General features: G+C 65.6%; 18 protein-coding genes. 14 read left to right on the top strand and 4 right to left on the bottom strand.

Annotated features, from left to right (window positions below; genetic code table 11):
- Positions 1 to 234: 234 nt before the first annotated feature.
- The 11 genes from EV580_RS28655 (at position 235) to EV580_RS28605 (ending at position 11710) form a co-directional block, all read left to right on the top strand.
- On the top strand, positions 235 to 1368 hold the full coding sequence (locus tag EV580_RS28655; protein ID WP_286171910.1) for a fatty acid desaturase family protein: 1134 nt from the start codon (positions 235 to 237) through the stop codon (positions 1366 to 1368).
- Positions 1369 to 1625: 257 nt separating this feature from the next.
- Complete coding sequence (locus EV580_RS28650) at positions 1626 to 2468, top strand: MlaE family ABC transporter permease (protein ID WP_133696017.1); 843 nt, start codon at positions 1626 to 1628, stop codon at positions 2466 to 2468.
- Positions 2465 to 3319, top strand: coding sequence for an MlaE family ABC transporter permease (locus tag EV580_RS28645; protein WP_133695754.1), 855 nt, complete (start codon positions 2465 to 2467; stop codon positions 3317 to 3319). The genes EV580_RS28650 and EV580_RS28645 overlap by 4 nt, the downstream gene beginning before the upstream one ends.
- Complete coding sequence (locus EV580_RS28640) at positions 3320 to 4693, top strand: MlaD family protein (RefSeq protein ID WP_133695752.1); 1374 nt, start codon at positions 3320 to 3322, stop codon at positions 4691 to 4693.
- Positions 4693 to 5748 carry an MCE family protein gene (locus EV580_RS28635; RefSeq protein ID WP_133695751.1) on the top strand — a complete coding sequence of 352 codons (1056 nt, stop codon included), beginning with the start codon at positions 4693 to 4695 and terminating at the stop codon, positions 5746 to 5748. Before EV580_RS28640 ends, EV580_RS28635 begins: the two co-directional genes overlap by 1 nt.
- Positions 5741 to 6760, top strand: coding sequence for an MCE family protein (locus EV580_RS28630; protein WP_133695749.1), 1020 nt, complete (start codon positions 5741 to 5743; stop codon positions 6758 to 6760). The genes EV580_RS28635 and EV580_RS28630 overlap by 8 nt, the downstream gene beginning before the upstream one ends.
- A 35-nt stretch (positions 6761 to 6795) precedes the next feature.
- Complete coding sequence (locus tag EV580_RS28625; protein ID WP_286171909.1) at positions 6796 to 7872, top strand: MCE family protein; 1077 nt, start codon at positions 6796 to 6798, stop codon at positions 7870 to 7872.
- Entirely contained in the window at positions 7869 to 9083 is a 1215-nt protein-coding gene (locus tag EV580_RS28620) for an MlaD family protein (protein WP_133695746.1), read from the top strand. The genes EV580_RS28625 and EV580_RS28620 overlap by 4 nt, the downstream gene beginning before the upstream one ends.
- On the top strand, positions 9080 to 10330 hold the full coding sequence (locus EV580_RS28615) for an MlaD family protein (RefSeq protein WP_133695744.1): 1251 nt from the start codon (positions 9080 to 9082) through the stop codon (positions 10328 to 10330). The genes EV580_RS28620 and EV580_RS28615 overlap by 4 nt, the downstream gene beginning before the upstream one ends.
- 4 nt (positions 10331 to 10334) lie before the next feature.
- Entirely contained in the window at positions 10335 to 10925 is a 591-nt protein-coding gene (locus tag EV580_RS28610; RefSeq protein ID WP_502703949.1) for an Rv1363c family protein, read from the top strand.
- Between the two features lie 5 nt (positions 10926 to 10930).
- Entirely contained in the window at positions 10931 to 11710 is a 780-nt protein-coding gene (locus EV580_RS28605; protein ID WP_133695741.1) for a mannan-binding protein, read from the top strand.
- A 5-nt stretch (positions 11711 to 11715) separates the two neighbouring features.
- On the opposite strand, the gene EV580_RS28600 is transcribed toward EV580_RS28605, so the two are convergent.
- Positions 11716 to 12594, bottom strand: coding sequence for an oxygenase MpaB family protein (locus EV580_RS28600; protein ID WP_133695739.1), 879 nt, complete (start codon positions 12592 to 12594; stop codon positions 11716 to 11718).
- 180 nt (positions 12595 to 12774) lie between these two features.
- Between EV580_RS28600 and EV580_RS28595 the strand changes: the two genes are divergently transcribed.
- Both EV580_RS28595 and EV580_RS28590 read left to right on the top strand, forming a co-directional pair.
- Positions 12775 to 13992 (top strand): TetR/AcrR family transcriptional regulator, encoded by a 1218-nt coding sequence (locus EV580_RS28595; protein WP_286171900.1) that lies wholly within the window; start codon positions 12775 to 12777, stop codon positions 13990 to 13992.
- Between the two features lie 103 nt (positions 13993 to 14095).
- Positions 14096 to 15631, top strand: coding sequence for a hypothetical protein (locus EV580_RS28590; protein ID WP_133695736.1), 1536 nt, complete (start codon positions 14096 to 14098; stop codon positions 15629 to 15631).
- Positions 15632 to 15644: 13 nt separating this feature from the next.
- Here the strand turns inward: EV580_RS28590 and EV580_RS28585 are convergent, their stop codons facing one another.
- Positions 15645 to 16454 carry a glycoside hydrolase family 16 protein gene (locus EV580_RS28585; RefSeq protein ID WP_286171899.1) on the bottom strand — a complete coding sequence of 270 codons (810 nt, stop codon included), beginning with the start codon at positions 16452 to 16454 and terminating at the stop codon, positions 15645 to 15647.
- Positions 16455 to 16554: 100 nt separating this feature from the next.
- Here EV580_RS28585 and EV580_RS28580 point away from each other — a divergent pair, with 100 nt between their 5' ends.
- Positions 16555 to 17037, top strand: coding sequence for a hypothetical protein (locus EV580_RS28580; RefSeq protein WP_133695734.1), 483 nt, complete (start codon positions 16555 to 16557; stop codon positions 17035 to 17037).
- Here EV580_RS28580 and EV580_RS28575 read toward each other — a convergent pair.
- Together EV580_RS28575 and EV580_RS28570 are read right to left on the bottom strand one after the other, a co-directional pair.
- Positions 17034 to 17612: a hypothetical protein gene (locus tag EV580_RS28575; RefSeq protein WP_133695733.1), complete on the bottom strand. Its 579-nt coding sequence runs from the start codon at positions 17610 to 17612 to the stop codon at positions 17034 to 17036. The genes EV580_RS28580 and EV580_RS28575 overlap by 4 nt on opposite strands.
- 59 nt (positions 17613 to 17671) lie before the next feature.
- Complete coding sequence (locus EV580_RS28570) at positions 17672 to 18097, bottom strand: cupin domain-containing protein (RefSeq protein ID WP_133695731.1); 426 nt, start codon at positions 18095 to 18097, stop codon at positions 17672 to 17674.
- Between the last annotated feature and the right edge of the window lie 89 nt (positions 18098 to 18186).

Below are 18186 nucleotides of genomic sequence, written 5' to 3'. Positions count from 1 at the left end.
CGCAGCCATCCCTCCACCCTTCCCTAGTTGGACCAGTCGTGCTCGGATTTGCCCAAGCCCGCTGGCAATGCCGCACCTGCGGCAGACAGGTAGGCTCGACCTGCTGGCACCTGCAGCCGGCCCGAAGCGGCGTCGTTGTTCAGCGGCTCCGCGAGCACCCGCTCACAGTCGGGCACATCCTCCCAACGCCGTTGTCGCTCAACCGCGCAACGGTCGCTTCGTCGAGGACTCCCCATCGCCATCACAGACGTCGCCGACTATGCGCATCTGAGCCTGCACGACGTCGACGCACTCGCGGCCGCGCTCGATGCAATCCGCACCGAGGTCGAGAATTCCCGTGGTGCGCGCGACGCCGCCTACATTCGCCGAACCATCAAGTTCCAGCGGGCCTTGGATGCCGGCGCCCGCCTGCTGATCTTCGGCAGCCAGTCGCGGGGCGCCTGGGCGCTAGGCGTGGTGTCGCTGGCGGTGGCCAAGAGCATCGAAAACATGGAAATCAGCCACAATGTCGTTCACGGCCAATGGGATTGGATGAACGATCCGGAGATCCACTCGTCGAGTTGGGAATGGGACATGGCCGGGGTCACGTCCCAATGGCGGTACTCACACAACTACCGACATCATATGTTCGCCAACGTTGTGGACCTCGACGACGACCTCGGCTTCGGCATCATGCGGGTCACCCGCGACGTCCCGTGGCGACCCCGCAACCTGGCGCAGCCGTTCCGCAACGCACTGCTGGCTATCATCTTCGAGTGGGGCATCGCCCTGCACGGTTTGCATTCCGACCATGAACGCGCGACGGACGCCGAGGACCGCAACGGCCAAACGCGGGCACTGAAGGCCAAGATCAAACGCCAGGTCCTCAAGGACTACGTTCTCATCCCGGCCCTCAACGGATCTCGCTGGCGGCGGGCGTTGACGGCGAACGTCGCAGCCAACGTTGTCCGCAACCTCTGGGCTTACATGGTGATCTTCTGCGGGCATTTTCCCGACGGCGTCGCGACCTTCACGCTCGATGCCGTCAAGGGAGAAAGCAAGGGCGAGTGGTATCTGCGCCAGATGCTAGGCAGCGCCAATTTCCGGGCCGGGCGCGTGCTGGCGTTTCTGAGCGGAAACCTGTGCTACCAGATCGAGCATCACCTGTTCCCCGATCTTCCGAGCAACCGCTACGCAGACATCGCCCCGCGGGTGCGAGCGCTGTGCGAGACCTACGGGCTGCCGTACACCACGGGACCGCTGCTGAGCCAGTTCCTCCAAACCCAGCGGACGATCGTGCTGCTGGCGTTCCCCGATCGCGTGGCGAGCCCGGCATCCGAGGCGGCTGATGACGCCAATAGGAGAGGTCACGGCCGGATCCCTTGTTAACATCCGCGCACCATAGATCCAATTATGTTAATGAATATTCTCCGATTCCTTGACGCTCCGAGCAGACGAGCCCTACGGTGACGACAGGTAGGGGGACGTCGGCATCGCGAGTTTCTGACTCAACGCGACGGTGGGCTAGCACAAGCTCCATCGTGCGCGTCGTCTCTCATGCTCGCCAAAGCGCATAGGGATCAACCCATTTGGGAAACAGATGACAGAGCACAGCCGTGACTATCGCTGATCGCGACCCGTCCACGGTGGCTGCCCACTCACCTGGTGGCGTAGAGGCCATCGAGAACTGGACTGTCGGGTATGTAAAGCGACACCCGCTCGCATCGCTTGCAACCGTCGGCGATCAGTTCGTTCTGGGCGTGAGAACTCTGCAGTACTTGTTCCTCGACCTCGTCACCGGCCGCTTCCCATGGCAGGAGTTCGTCCGGCAGGGCGCCTTCCAGGCCGGGACCGCCGTGGTGCCCACCGTGCTGGTGGCGCTGCCGGTCGGGGTCACGTTGTCGATCCAGTTCGCCCTGCTCGCGGGGCAGGTCGGCGCCACGTCGCTGGCCGGCGCGGCCAGCGGTCTCGCCGTCATCAGGCAGGCCGCCTCCCTGGTGGCGGCGATCCTGATGGCGGCCGCCGTCGGCTCGGCCATCACCGCTGACCTGGGCTCGCGCACCATGCGCGAGGAGATCGACGCCATGGAGGTCATGGGCGTCTCGGTGATCCGCCGCCTCGTCGTCCCGCGGTTCGCCGCCGCGATCATGATCGGCGTCGCGCTCACCGGAGTGGTGTGCTTCGTCGGCTTCCTCGCCAGCTATCTGTTCAACGTCTATTTCCAGAACGGCGCCCCCGGCAGCTTCGTCGCCACGTTCGCGTCGTTCACCACCCCGGGCGACATGGTGCTGGCCCTACTCAAGGCCGTGGTGTTCGGCGCGATCGTCGCGATCGTCTCGAGCCAGAAGGGCCTGTCCACCCAGGGCGGCCCGACCGGGGTGGCCAACTCGGTGAATGCCGCTGTCGTCGAATCGATCCTGATCCTGATGATCGTCAACGTCGTCATCAGCCAGCTCTACAACATGCTGTTCCCCAGGGTCGGCCTGTGACGGCGTCCACCTACAGTCCGTTCCGGGTCCCCTGGGCCCGGTTCTCCAAGCGGCTGATCGCACCGGTCATCCGCCTGGGCCACATGCTGGTGTTCTTCTTCCGCGCGGTGGCCGCGATCCCGATTGTGTTGCGCCACTACCGGACTGAGTTCGCCCGGCTGCTCTCCGACATCGCCTGGGGCAACGGCTCGCTGGTGGTCGGCGGCGGCACCGCGGGCGTCGCGCTGGTCCTGGGCATCACGGTCGGCGCGATCGTCGGCATCGAGGGCTACAACTTCTTGAACCTGCTGGGGCTGGGCCCGGCCACCGGGATCATCTCGTCGCTGGTGAACACCCGGGAGCTCGCGCCCATCGCGGCCTCGCTGGCGTTCGCGACGCAGGGAGGCTGCCGGTTCACCGCTCAATTGGGCTCGATGCGAATCGCCGAGGAGATCGACGCGCTCGACTCGCTGGCGATCCGGCCCATCCCCTATCTGGTCACCACCCGGCTGATGGCGTCGGTGGTCGCCGTGATCCCGCTCTACGTCCTGTGTTTGGCGGTGAGCTATCTGACCACCCAGATCGTGGTCGAGGTCATCAGCGGTGGGTCGAACGGGGCGTATCTGCACTACTTCACGCTGATGCTGTCCGGCACAGACGTCATCTACTCGCTGCTGAAGGCGGTCATCTTCGTGTGGATCGCCTCGACGATCCAGTGCTACTACGGCTTCTACGCGAGCGGCGGACCCGAAGGCGTGGGCATTGCCGCCGGGCACGCGATGCGCGCGGCGATCACGGTGACGATCGTGGTGAACATGCTGATGACGATGGCGCTGTGGAGCGTCGACGCCGGCGCGAGGTTCGGCGGATAGATGGCGAATTCCCTTGACCTGGACGGCCGCGGGCCGTCGGAGCGCCAGCTGCTCGTCTGCGGGCTGGCCGTGCTGCTGGTGGCGGCGCTGGTCACCACGCTGCTGCTGCTCAAGTCCAACGGCAAGCTCACCAACTACGTGCGAGTGGTCGCCGACCTGCTCAACGTCGGCGACGGACTGCCGCAGAAGTCGGACGTCAAGTACCACGGCGTGCTGGTCGGCGCGGTCGACAACGTGATCCCCGCCGCCAACGGCCATCCCAACTACGTCCACATCGACCTCAAGCCCGAATATGCCGGCTCCATCCCGGCGTCGGTGACCGCACGGGTGGTGCCCTCCAACGTCTTCGCGGTGTCGTCGGTGCAGCTGGTGTCCGACGGCACCGGGCCGGCAATTCAAGCCGGGGAGCACATCCCCGAGGACACCGCACTGCCGACGGTGTTGTTCCAGACCACGATCAGCAAGCTGCGCGACGTGCTGGCCGCTACCGGCCGCGGCCGTGAGGACCGCAGCGTCGGCATCCTGGCCGCCGTCAACGCTGCGACCGAGAACCGTCGCGGCAAGCTGCTCACCTCCGGTGCCCAGCTCAACCGGCTTCTCGACCAACTCAATTCGGTGGTCAGCACCGACGACGGGCCATCCACGGTGTCGGCGCTGATCGATGCCACTCACGGATTGGCCGACACCGCACCCGATCTCGTCGACGCCCTGCACCAGGCCGTCCAGCCCATGCAGGTGCTGGCCGAAAAGCGGTCGGCCCTGACGGCGTTGGTCACGGGCGGCGCCCACACCATGGGCACCACGCATACGGCGATCAACAATCACATCGACCAGCTCACCGGCATCAGCCACGACCTCACCCCCGTATTGGGCAGCCTCGCGATGAACGCGGGCAAGTTCGTGCCGGCGTTCACCAAACTGAACGTGTTGTCCCGCAAGTTTTTCGACGAGGTGTGGATGCCCGAGCTGGACACCGGCAACATGCGTGTCAATCTGTCGCTGACCCCAAGCACCGACTACACCCGGGCCGACTGCCCCCGCTACGGCCAGCTGCTGGGGAACAGCTGCTACACGGCACCGAAGATCGTGATGCGGCCCGACCTTCCCGAGATGCTGCTGCCGCAGAATTACCAGCCGCCCAAGGATCTCGCCCCGACCCCGGGCACGGTCGTCGGCCCCGACGGCAACCTGGTGGCCGTCGGCCCGCCGCTGGTGAACCCGAATCCGAATCTGGCGGACCCGAATCCGCCCACGCCGTGGTGGGCGCCACCCTTCCCGCCGGTGCCGTTGTCCGCCAATCCCGATGATGCCCTGCCGCCGCCGGCACCCCCGGCCGCGCCGCCGCCGCTACCCGCCGAAGCCGGAGGGTCCTGATGAGATTCCGTGCCCCGTTGATCGGGCTGTCGCTGTTCATGGTCGTGGCGATGACGCTGACCTGGCTGGTGTACGTCACGTTGCGTCGCGACGTCGCCGGCCCCACCACGCCGTACGCGGCGATGTTCACCGACGTCTACGGGCTGCGGGAAGGTGACGATGTCCGGATGGCGGGCGTGCGCGTCGGCCGGGTCGAAAAGATCGAACTGGCAGGCAAATTGGCCAAGGTCGAGTTCGTCGTCCAGAACGACCAGCGTCTGTTCGGCAACACCGTCGCCTCGGTGACCTACCAGAACATCGTCGGCCAACGGTATCTCGGGCTGTCCCTGGGCAAGATCGGCGACACCGGACAACTCGCCCCGCGCACCACCATCCCGGTGGAGCGCACCGATCCGTCCTTTGACGTCGGGACACTGCTCAACGGCTATGAGCCGCTGTTCAGCGTGCTGAACCCGCGCGACGCCGACAACCTGACCAAGGGCGTCATCCAGTCGTTGCAGGGTGACAATGCCTCGATCCTGCAGCTGGTCAGTCAAACCTCCACCCTCACTGACACATTCGCCGGCCGCGACGAGGTATTGGGCGACGTCATCACCCAACTGAACACGGTGATGGGCAGCCTGTCGGCGCAGAACAAGAGCCTCGATCAGGTGCTGTCCCAGACCACCAAGGTGGTGTCGGACTTCAATGCGCGCCGCCCCGAGCTGATCGACGCGACGGGCTCACTGGCGCGGGTGATCCGCCAGTTGTCGACGATCTCGGACACCGTCAACCCGCAGCTGAACGAAATGGTCACTCGCCAGCCCGGTTTCACCGGCCACCTGGTCGATATCGAGCCGCAGCTGGCGTTCACTGGCGCCAACCTGCCGCTGATGCTCAAGGGCTTGGCCCGGATCACCAACGAGGGCGCCTTCGCCAACGCGTACGCCTGCGACCTGAACGGCACCGGGTTCTTCCCCGGGTTGAACGATGTGACGCCGATCATCGTGGACCACGCGACACCGGGGAACAAGGCGATGTACACCCCACGATGCAGGAATATGGCCAATGGCTAGGCGGCGGCTGGAGAGTTACAACAAGACCTGGCTCGGTCTGATCGCCGTGGCCGTGGTCAGCGTCATCGTCGGGGCGATGCTGATCGCCAACGCGGCCAACGTCGGTCACACGCACTACACCGCGAAGTTCCTTCAGGCCGCCGCCCTGCAGACGGGCAACCCGATCACCATCGGCGGCATTCAGGTGGGCAAGGTCACCAGCATGAAGCTGGCCGGCGACCACGTCGAGGCCGGGCTCGAGGTGCGCAACGACGTCGTGCTGGGCAAGAACTCGAAGGCGGTCATCAAGGTCGCCACAATCCTGGGGTCCCGCTATCTGGCTTTGGAGCCCGAAGACGGTGGGACGTTGCCCAACAACACCTTCGACCTGTCGCACACCGAAGTCCCCTACGACCTACAGGAAGCGCTCGCCGATGTGACGACCACCTACGAGCAGGTCGACACCGATGCGTTCGCCAAGTCGCTGGGCATTCTGGGCACGCAGATGCAGGGGCTGCCCACGGTCGTGCCGGAGGCCATGCGCAACATCCAGACCCTGTCGACGGTCATCGCCGATCGCCGGGACCAGCTGGGCGCCTTGCTGAAAAGCACCGACATGATCAGCAGCACCCTGGAACGTCAGCACGCCAACATCGCCGCGATGATCAACCAGGGCCAGGAGCTGATCGGCCGGTTCGTGGACCGCAGCGCGACGTTTCACGCGATGATCGCGGCGCTGACCAATCTGGTGAACACGATGAGCACCACCGTGGTGGCCAACCGCAGCGAGTTGGACCAAACCATCACGAACCTGCGCAAGCTCTCCGACCTGCTGGCCCAGCATGACGATCTACTGCGCAGCACCCTGCAGGCCGGCCCGGTGGCGCTGCGCGGCTTCGCCAACGCCAGCGGCACCGGCAACGCCGTCGACTTCAACACGCCCAACGGGATTGCGGTCGACTCCTGGATGTGCGCGATCAGCGGGCGGGCCAAGCAATTCGGCATGATCCAGTACTACAAGGACTGCAAGTGAGTGCCCGGGCCAGGCTGCTGGCGATTCTGACGGTGATCACAGTGGCCGTGGCATCGGTGGTCACCGTCGCGTGGGTGTACTTCCGGTCGACCACCGACCACATCACGCTGACCGCCCAATTCGACAGCGCCGCAGGGCTGTATGTCGACAACACGGTGGCGGTGCTGGGCATGCCGGTCGGCAAGGTCACCACGATCACCCCGAAGAGCGGCTACGTCGAGGTCCAGTTCACCGTCGACCGCGACGTCAAGATCCCGGCCGATGCGCAGGCGGTGACGATCTCGACGTCGATCCTGACCGACCGGCAGATCGAGCTCACCCCGCCCTACCGCAGTGGCCCGACGCTCAAGGATCATGACACCATCGGGCTGCCGCGGACCAAGACGCCCGTCGAGTTCGCTCGGGTGCTCGGGGTGCTGGACAAGATCTCGGTGTCGTTGAAGGGCGACGGCAACGGCAACGGTCCGGTGGCTGACGTCGTGAACTCGGGTGCGGCGATCGCCGACGGCAACGGGCAGAAGATCAAGGACGCGCTCGGCCAGCTGTCGAATGCGTTGCGGCTGTCCGCCGATGGTGGCGCAACGACCCGCGATCAGCTGACCACGATCGTGCGCAACCTGAGCTCGCTGATGCAGGCCGCAGCCGACAATGACGCGACCCTGCGCGATTTCGGATCGACCGTGCGCCAGCTGAGCCAGATCGTCAACGACGAGGACTTCGGCAGCGGCACCACCGGCAAGACGATGAACACCCTGCTCACCCAGGTCGGTGATTTCCTGGAGAAGAACCGCGACAACATCAAAGCTGTTGTCAACAACGGCAATACGACCGCCACCACCCTCGTGGAGCGTCAGCGGGACCTCAAAGAATTCCTCGACGTCGCCCCCTTGACCCTGGACAATATGTACAACGTCGTCGACCAGACCAACGGCGCGGCGCGGGCCCGGGTGCTCACCGACCGGGTGTTGTTCGACAGCCAGTACACCAAGGAGATCTGCAACCTGATGGGCCTGCGCCAACTGGGCTGCAGCACCGGCACATTGCAGGACTTCGGACCGGACTTCGGGCTGACCTACGTGCTCGACGGCATGGCTGCGATGGGGCAGAAATGAAGCGCTTGGTGGCGGTGCTCGCGGTGGTGGTCGGCGTCTCGGGCTGCTCGTCCAACGGGTTGTCCAGCCTGCCGTTACCCGCGCCGACCGTCGGCAGCGGCGGGTACCGGCTGACCGCCATCTTCTCCAACGCGCTGAACCTGCCCGCCAGCGCCAAGGTGAAGCTCGCCGGCGCCGACGTCGGCCAGATGGAAACCATGGTCGCGCACAACTACACCGCGGTCACCACGATCCGGATCATGGACGGCGTGCGGCTACCCCAGGGCAGTACCGCCGAATTACGTTCGGCGACACCGCTGGGCGATGTGTTCATCGCGTTGAAGCCTCCACCGGACGCTTCGGCAACCACGCCGCTGTTGAAGGACGGCGACACCATCGGCCTGGACAACACCGCGGCGGCGGCCACGGTGGAGTCGGTGCTCAGCTCCGCGGCGGTCATGGTCAACGGCGGTGCGGTGCGCAACTTCACCAACGTCATCAACGGCATGGGCAAGGCGACCGGCGATCAGGGCCAGGCGTTCGGCGACATCATCGCCAAGACCAACGGCACGCTGTCCAAGCTGACAGCGCGCTCGGGTCAGATTTCGGACGCGCTGACCGAAACCTCGCAGCTGGCCAAGGAACTCGATGCCAAGAACCAGGCGCTGTCCGAGGTGATGGTCGCGGCGGGTCCGGCGACCGACACGCTGGCCGCCAACGCGGACACGGTCTCCGACGTCGTCCTGCAGGTCGGCGACACCGGCACGCAGCTGCAGAAGTTCCCGTCGATAGCGGGCACCGACACCAGCGGACGCAGTGTGATCGCCGACGCCAACACCATCGCCCGGTCGTGGAACGATCTGGTGCTGGCCCCGGATGCCGACCTGCGCTCGTTGAACCGGCTGATGCCGCCGATCATCAAAGCGACTGCCAGCAACTCGTTCTCGGTGCGGGCCAGCATCGACCGTTTGGTCCTCGGGTCGATGCCCGATGCTGGCTTCCTCGGTGACCCCGGCTTCCACGGACCCAAGCGCTACGACTGGGCCCAGATGGTCGGCACGTTCAAGTACACGCTGTGGCGGTTGCAGCAGCGCGTCGTCGGATCCGGCCCCGGCGTTCCGCAGGTTCCGGTGCTGCCCAGTCCCGACCAGCCCGGCGAAGTCATCGTCGCGCCGCAGGGTCCGCCGCCCGGGCCGCCGCCTGAGCCCGCACCGACGGAGCCGCCGCCATGATCGACAAGGCTGCCGACCTCCTGGTGAAGGTGGTCGGATTCGGATACCGGCAGCGGTTGTGGCTGTCGACAGCGGGTTTGGTGATGACGCTGGTGGTCGGCGCGGCCTACGTGATGGTCGGCGCGCTGCGGGTGTCGCCGTTCGACTCGGCGTATCAGGTGACGATTCAGCTGCCGGAATCCGGTGGGCTGCTGCCCAATCAGGACGTCACGCTGCGCGGGGTGGCGATCGGGCGGGTGCAGTCGTTGGCGATCACGCCTGGCGGCGTCAACGCCGTGGCCACGGTGCGCTCGGATGTCCGGATCCCGTCGTCGAGCCCGGTGCGGGTGTCGGGTCTGTCCCCGGCCGGTGAGCAGTACATCGAGTTCGCGCCGGACTCTGATGCCGGCCCGTATCTGCACGACGGCAGTGTCATCGCGCAGAGTAAGACGTCGGTGCCGGTGAGCCTGGCCGATGTCCTCGCTCACGCCGACGGAATGCTGAAGCAGGTCGATCCGGCCAAGCTCGAGCTGATCAAGAAAGAGCTGAGCCTGACCAATCAGGGCCCACAGAAGCTGGCCGACATCATCGACGGCGGCACGTTCCTGCTGTCGACGCTGGATTCGGTTCTGCCGCAGACCACGAGCATTCTGCGGACCAGCCGGATCGTGCTGACCACCGCGGCCGACAAGAGCCCGGGAATCAAGGTCGCCACCGGCAACCTCGACCGCACGTTCACCGGGGTGAACAAGATGCTCGACGGGTATCGCCGGTTCGTTGATCAGACGCCGCAAACCCTTTCGGCCACCGACAATCTGTTCACCGACAACTCCGACACCATGGTCGGGTTGTTGACGAGCATGGCCACCGCGTCGCAGCTGCTGTATGTGCGGGTACCGGCGCTCAACGCGCTGTTCCCGGACTACCGCGGGGGGCTTCTCGACGCGTGGGCCACGGTGATGCACGACCACGGCCTGTGGGCGACCGCCGACATCTACCCGCGCTACGCCTGCGACTACGGCACGCCGCGGCGCCCGGCGTCGTCGGCCGATTACCCGGAGCCGTACCTGTACACGTACTGCCGCGACGACGATCCCGCCGTGCTGATCCGCGGGGCCAAGAACGCGCCGCGACCTGCGGGCGACGACACCGCCGGTCCCCCGCCGGGTGCCGACCTGGGTGCTACCACCGACCCAACGCCCAAGGGCCGCTACACCATTCCGACCCCCTATGGCGGCCCGGTGCTGCCGATCGAACCGCCGAGCTAAGGAGATTGCGGTGACTGTGACTGATACCGACGAACCCGATACTGACGTCGAAACTGAGGCTGAGGCTGCCGAAGAGGCGGTGGAGCCGGTCGAGGCCGTCGAGGCTGTGGAGCGTCGTCCCCGGCGGTGGCTGTGGCGCAGTGTCCTGGGCGTGGTGATCGCTGTGCTGCTGGGTCTTTCGGGCTTCCTGGGCTGGCAGGTATGGCAACAGCATCAGGTCGACACCGCCGCCCACGACGCCCAGCAGGCCGCCGTGCGGTACGCACAGGTGCTCACGAGCATCGACTCCAACAACGTCGACCAGAACTTCACCGAGGTGCTCAACGGCTCGACCGGCGAATTCAAGGACATGTATTCGCAATCCAGTGCGCAGCTGCGCCAGCTGCTGGTGGACAACAAGGCCACCGCCCACGGTGTGGTCATCGAGTCCGCGGTGCAGTCGGCAACCAAGGACAAGGTCGTCGTGCTGTTGTTCGTCGACCAGACGGTGGCCAACAAGGCCGCGCCGGATCCCCGCATCGACCGCAGCCGGATCAAGATGACGCTGGAGAAGGTCGATGGTTCGTGGCGGGCGAGCAAAGTCCAACTTCCCTGACGCGCATGCGTATTCATGGTGTGCTCGGTGCGCTGGCCGTCGCGTCTGTAGCGGTCGCGCCGGCGGCCGGTGCGTCGGCACCGGACTTCTGCTCGGGACTCGGCGCGCAGTGGGACGGGGCGTACTGCCACACGTCGGTGACCTCGGAGCGCAAGGCGGTCCGTGACATCAAGGTGGCCGTGCCCGGAGATCTGATCGACAACCCGGTGACCGGTCCGACCATCCGGGACTATCTGACCACGCTGGTCAACAACTGGCGCAACGTCGGCGTACACATGGTTCAGGACAGCTTCGGTGAGGAGAACTTTCAGGTCCTGCAGCGCGGCGACTTGCTGAGTGTGGTGTTCCACGAGGACTATCACGCCGATGGACCCAAGTTCAACAACGCTTTTCGCACGTTCACCTGGGACATGGGCCGCGGGGTTCAGCTGGGGCTGGCCGATCTGTTGAAGCCCGGAACGGATTTCGGGGCGATCGCGTCGCTGGGCCAGCCGTTCATTCAGGACGCGCTGGATCAGGCGCCGCCACCGCATCAGCCGGGCAGCTATCCGTTCGTGATCGATCGGTGGGGCCCCGACAAAGTGTACTCGGGTGGGTACAAGGCGTGGGCGCTGTCCGGTGACGAGCTGATCCTGTACATGCCGGATTACCCAGTGGCGCACGATACCCCGCTGGACTACACGCCCGGCGTCATGCAGTGGTCGATGGACGGCGGCGCCGTGCAGGCGCACATCCCGTTGGCCACGTTGAGTTCGGTGTTGCGTCCGCAGTTCGGCGGATCGTGATCGCGCTAGACCAGCGCCTTGCCGCGCCGGGCGCGCCAGCGCAGATCGGCCAGCAGGACGTAGGGGCCGGGCTGGCGGATAAACGACGGCAGGAAGCGGTTCACCAGGGCGACAAACCGGAAGAGGAGTTCGAAGCGCTTTTGCTTCTTGGCGCTCCACGTCAGGCCCATCGCGTCGCGGAACACCGGCGCCAGGAAGCCGGCGGTGAGGAACTTCAGCAGGCCGCGAAAAGGCAAGCGCAGCAACGGGTTGATCATCTTGAGGTTGATCAGGTCGATCAGGTAGGCGCGCACCGTCTCGTCCATCTGGACGTTCTGGCAGGCGGCGTTCCAGTAGTCGTCGAACGCAGCTCGGGTAGGCGGCCACTGGTCGTCGGTGACCTGCAGGGTGGTGCCCAGCGGCCAGGCCGAGCGGTAGAAGCCCTCGGCCTGTTCGGGGGTCATCTCGCCGCGCAGGAGTTGGTAGGTGTCTTCGAGGCCGATGAAGAGGCAGGCGGCCACCCACATCTGCAGGTCGCGGTCGAAAGCGTTGTAGCGCACCGGGCTTTCGTCGGTGGACTTGACGTGGCGGTGGGAGCTGTTGACAGCCTCGCGGTAGAGGAGCTTGTCGTTGTCGGTGCCCAGCACCGCGACGGCGATGTAGGTGAACGTAGTGCGGGCACGCTTCCACGGATGCTTGAGCAGGTTGCCGGAATCCACTTTGGATTCGACGACGCCGTAGCCGACACCGGGCAGCGAGAGCTGCATGATGACGTTGGCCGGGCCACCGGCGAAGGACCAGAAGTCCATGGCGTCCGCGGCGGTGACGGGTTCGTCATCCCAGCGGGCGGTCCGTTTGTGAATCGCGATACGAGTGGTCTGCGTGGTCAGCGATGACGACGACATGCGCACATCTCCCCTTGTCGAACTGCCTCCAGGCTAGCCACGTGCCGTCATTAAGTAAATGTTGTTCAGACCATAAGTTGGCTTTTGTTGCAGCTAAAGCTGCTGTAAGTAACTATCTATTCTCACCGTTCTCGGCATCTCGCCCGGTACCGCAGCCAAGGAGCGACTAGCGTGGAGTCCGTGTCAGATGGCGAACCCGCTGTTAGGCGCCGGCCGAAGGATCGCAAGGCGCAGATTGCGCGCGCGTCCGCCGACGCCTTCGGGTCGCAGGGCTATCACGCTGTCAGCATGGAGGACATCGCCGCGCGGGTCGGCATCACGCCCGCCGCGCTGTATCGGCACTCCTCCAGCAAGTACGACTTGTTCCGCGACGCCGTGCTGGGCCTGGGGCAGATGCTGGTCGACACCACCGCGTTCGTCGACGACGCGGGCGACGACGATCCGGCAATGACGTTGCGGGCGTTGACCTCTGCGTTGGTCGACGCCACGATCACCAATCGGGCCGCGGGCGGGCTGTATCGGTGGGAAGCGCGCTACCTGAATGAGCACGACCGCGTGGTCCTGGTTCACCAGCTCAAGGTGGTGAACGAGCGGATGCAGCGTCCGCTGCTCAAGCTGCATCCCAAGTTGACGACGAGTCAGGCGTGGACGCTGTCGTCGGCGGCGCTGACCGTCATCGGGTCTATTACCGATCACTCGAATCAGCTTGCGGCAGGCGAGATTCGGTCTGTTCTCTGCACGATGACGGCCGATGTGCTGGCCGCCGAGCTGCCTGCCGGGCGGCGGCGGAGCGGTTCGCACCCCGCACCGCTGGTGGTCGGCGCCGAGGCCGGAATGTACGAGCACGTGTTGTACGAGGCGGTGCGGTTGTTCTATGACAACGGGTATCGCAATACGAGCATGGAGGACATCGCGTCAGCGGTGGGCATCCAGGCGTCGGGGCTGTACCGGTCGTTCCCGGGCAAGGCGGACATCCTGGCGCTGGCGTATCGGCGGGCGGCCGACCGGCATTCCAGCGATACGGCGGACGCGCTGGCGCGGACCTCCGATCCGGAGGAGGCGCTCGACGACGTGATCGACGAGTACCTGGGCCGGGTGATGGAGTGGCCGGACCTGCCGTACGTGTATTACACAGAGCGGCACAATGTTCCGGAGTCGGACCTGCGGGTGCTGGAGACCATCGAGCATTCGACGATGGATGCGTGGGCGCGGCTGGTGACGGCGGCGCGTCCGGAGATGAAGATCGGTGCCGCGCGGTATGCGGTGGGTGCGGCGCTGGCGTTGACGGTGGACTTCCGTCGGCTGTTCGCGCGCGAGTCCGGCCCGGAGTCGGTGGCGACGATCCGGCGGCTGATGGAGGTCACGCTGCTGGGCCGGCCGGTGAAGCACCGGCGGTAGTTGGGCGTCCCGAGCGGTTTGGCCGTGAAAATCGAGACCGACATTGCGCGTTGTCATATCGTCGTCAGCAACGCAGAGACACCGTGACGGAATACGGGGATAGATGACGGTACAAGCGCAGCGCCGCGCCAGCCACCGGAAGAGGACAGCGTCCCGTTGCGCCGTGGCTACGGTCGCGGTGGGCATCGGGTTGGGCATCGGAACCGTCGGCGGACAAGCTGCGGCCTGGGCCGATACCGGCCACGGTGCGACATCGTCAAGCCAGTCACAGGCCAGCGGCCCGAGGAAGGCGGCTGACGCCCGGGACCATCGTGGCAGCGGCCTGGGGACGGCCCGCCGCTCGACGGTCCGACCGGATTCGACTGCGTCGCGGGTCAACTCGGCGAAACCGGCGAGTGCGTCGGCCGCATCCATCCGCGCCGTGGCGACCACGGCGAGGACGACCACGACGAGCCCTGCGCTCGCGGTGACCGTCACCTCGCCGACGACCCCGACTCCCCCGGCACCGCTGTCCCCGATCGCCAAGCTGATCGCACTGCCCGGCCACATCGTCAACACCGTGCTGCAGGCGCTCGACCTCACCGCCGCGGTCGGCGGCCCACAAAGCCCGCTCGACTTCGCGCCCTTCGACAACCTGATTTTCGCGGTGTTCCGGCGAATCGAGCACGCGGTCGGACTGGACGCGACGCCGACCACGCAACCGGCGCCACCCACGATGACCTACACCGGCCCGACGACCGCACTGACGCCGACCGTCGCCCAATTCCTGAACGCCGCCGCGGCGGAGTACGTGCTGGGCGGTACCCCGGGCGGGTTGCGGCCGTTCACCGTCAACGGGGTGCCGGTGACGTCCACCAACACCCTGACGGGCGAGCGAGCGCAGGTGTGGGTGACCCCGCAGAATCAGATCATCATCGCCTATCAGGGCACCACCGGCGGGACGAACCTGTTGTTCAACCCGCTGATCGCCATCTCGCAGATCATCACCGACCTGCAGGTCCTCTACACTCACACCACTCCGCGGGCGTTCCACGACGCGCTGGCATTCGCAAACCGGGTACAGGCCGACGCGGCGTTGCAGGGGTACAGCACATCTGACATCTTTGTCACCGGCCACTCGCTGGGCGGCTGGGAGGCCGAATACGTTGCGCAGCAGACGGGTTTGGACGGCATCGGCTTCGAGAGTCCCGGTATGAACAGCATCGTCGCGGGCAACGGCGCCGACTCCGGGTTCGTCAACATCGAGACCTATGGTGACCCGGCGGCGTTCTTCGCCACCGATCTCCCGGGTCTGCAGCCGTTCATGCCGACCTATGTGCCCGCCGGCGGAATCAAGCCGCACTACGGCGCGATCGTGATGATCGGCGACCCGAATGCGGTTGCGCCACTGTTCAATGCGTCGGCGCTGTATGGCTACGGCCCGATCGGCGATCTGATCTTCATGGTCGACACGCTGGGGAACTTCTTCGAGCATCATCTGCCGGGCATGCAGGCGTACAACCTCGACCTCGACCCGGATCCCGGGGTGGTGCCGTGGCTGGGGTTGCCGATGGGTCCCGTGGAGACCGGGTATGGCGCGCTGACCATTCCCCAACTGCTGCAAGCGGCTTCGGACGCCGGGCAGCTGATTGCGCCCTAGCGGATCGCGTTGGTCACCAGACGCGGATGTAGTCGATCAGCATGTTCGCCGGGTACTTGCCTGCGGTGGGATCGCCGCCACCGGAGCCGGCGACCGCGAGGTCGAACACCGGAAACATTTGGTAGCCAGGGTCATTGAACTGCCAGTCCGGTAGCGAGCGCGCGGGAACGGTGAAGTAGGGCGCCGCACCGTCTTTGGAGAAGCTCATGCCGGCGTCGTCCCACACCACGCGCCAGGTGTGCCAGGCGCTGTCGACGGAGATGGTCTGGCTGACGTGTTCGCCGCCGTTGAGCTTGGCGTGCACGGCGGTGCCGGGTGCCCACTTGCCGTTGCCGTACCACTCCATGACGTCCACTTCGCCGCCGTTGACCGGGCTTTCGTTGGATAGGTACCAGGCGGGCCAGCAGCCGGGGGTCAGGCAGTCCATCTTCATCCGGGCTTCCCAGGTATGGCCGATGCCGCCCTGCCACTTCCCGAAGATCTTGCCGCTGTAGTAGGTGGGTCCGTCCTTGGCGGCGTGGAAGACGAGGTTGGAGTTGCCGTCGAGGTAGACGTTGCGGCGGTCGTCGCGGTATTGGCCGACGTTTTCGGGCAGCTCCCAGAAGGTGGGGTCTTCCATGGTTTCGCGGGCCAGGGCGGTGGTCCACTTCGAGGGGTCGGGGGCCGAGCCGGCGGGGCCGTCGAACTCGTCGTGGAAGAGGTAGTTCTGCGGGGCCGGGGCCTCTGGGACGGGTGTGGCCGGTGCGGCGTTGGCGTGCGGGATTCTCGTGGCTGCTGTGAGGAGGCCGAGGCCTGCGGTCATCAGCATCTGGCGACGATCCATGACCCCATACAAGCCGCTTCGTTCGGCGAGGCGCAACCTTGTTGTCTGCTGTATGCGTATTGAGCTGCGGTTATGCGGGCTGCGGCCGTACGGTGGTGCCGTGGCAGATCAGACAGCGGCGATCACGCCGGCGCCTCCGCCGGATGCGATCATGCGGGCCGTCAACCCGCTCATGCGGTATCTGTTGCGCACCCCGCTCGTGGGCGGGCTGCGTAAGCAATTCATGGTGCTTTCGTTCAAGGGACGCAAGACCGGACGGGACTTCAACATTCCGGTGAGTGCGCATCACATCGACGGCGATTTGTATGCGTTGATCGGGAGCGTCTGGAAGGTGAACTTCCGTGGCGGTGGCTCGGCGTCGGTGTTGGTGGACGGACGCGAACGCGCGATGCGAGGTGAGCTGATCGAGGACCGTGAGGCGACCGCGGATCTGTTTCACCGGTGCGCGGTGTCGTACGGGGTGAAGCGGGCGCAGCGGATGATGGGGCTGCAGTTTCGCGATGACCGGATTCCGTCGTTGGACGAGTTTCGCGAGGCGATCGAGGTGAACAAGCTCGCGGCGATCCGGTTCACCTCCGCTTAGGCGCCCGCGCACACTCCGGAGTCGCGGATGGTGGTGCCGTAGACGTTGGCGGTGGCGATGTGAGCGTTGAGCTGACCTGACGGCAGCTGCTGCTTTATGTTGTCGCTGATCTGGGTGAGCTGATACCAGAGGTGGAACACCGAATCCCCGTTGTAGACAGGCGAATACTCGCTCTGGTCGGGGTAGTTGACGATGAACAGGGTGTGGGCGCGTGGGTCGAGGAAGGCCGCGGACTGGTCGAGGTTGGCTTCGATGGTGCTGGCGGCTTGTTGGACAGCGGGGGCTCGCCAGTTGTCATGCTGGCTGTCGAGGAAGTGTTGAAAGCCGAACACCTGGCTCATGAGTGGGTCGTATTGGGCGTTGAACCATTGGCAGGATTCGCGCATGGCGGTGACTTGGTCGGGGGTGAACCGGTTCTGCCAGAGGTTGTAGGGATAGACGACGGTGTTGGGCTGCCAGTCGGACTCGTGTGGGACGAACTGTGGCAGTGACGGGGTCGGGTTGTCGGCGCGGCCAATTGGTGCGGTGAGTGCTGCCACTATTAACGCCACTGCTAGTGCGAACCCCTTGTGCATGACCGATTTTCCCGTGTGACAACTGGCGTTGTCTAGGGGTTCGGCGAACCTAAGGCGGGTTATGCCGGCGGCGGGGTGCCGATGAGGACGGCGGACATGCGGTAGCCGTCGGGGCCGGCTTTCCAGGCGTGGTCGACGCCGGTCATGACGACCATGTCGCCGGCTTCGAGGCGGTGTGCTCCGTCGTCGAGGATGAGGTCGACGCTGCCGCTGAGGACGGTCTCAAGGTCGAGGGTGTCAGTGTGATGCTTGGGGGTCTCGGTGTTGGGGCCTTGCTCGACGACCATCCAGCGGGCAAGGCCGGGCTCGAGGAACTGGTCGATGAGGTCGGCATCGCCTTGGGGTCTCGCGGGTGGCGGGCTCTGGGTCGTGTTGTACGGGATGCCGATGGCGAAACCAGGTGCGACGGAGTTGATTTCGACCTCGTCGCTGCTGACGACGCAGGACTTGCCGTCGGCGTCGACGCCGGTGATGAACAGTCGCATGTGCTCCCTTTCGTTGACGTGGCCACGTGCGTCTCGACGCCCAACCATGCCGCGCGGGACCGATGATTCAAAGTATCCCGCGGGCGCAC

This window comes from Mycobacterium sp. BK086, from assembly GCA_004362315.1.
Classification (GTDB): Bacteria; Actinomycetota; Actinomycetes; order Mycobacteriales; family Mycobacteriaceae; genus Mycobacterium.
Note: the sequence above shows the minus strand (reverse complement) of the source record. Positions and strands in the feature narration are given on the sequence as shown.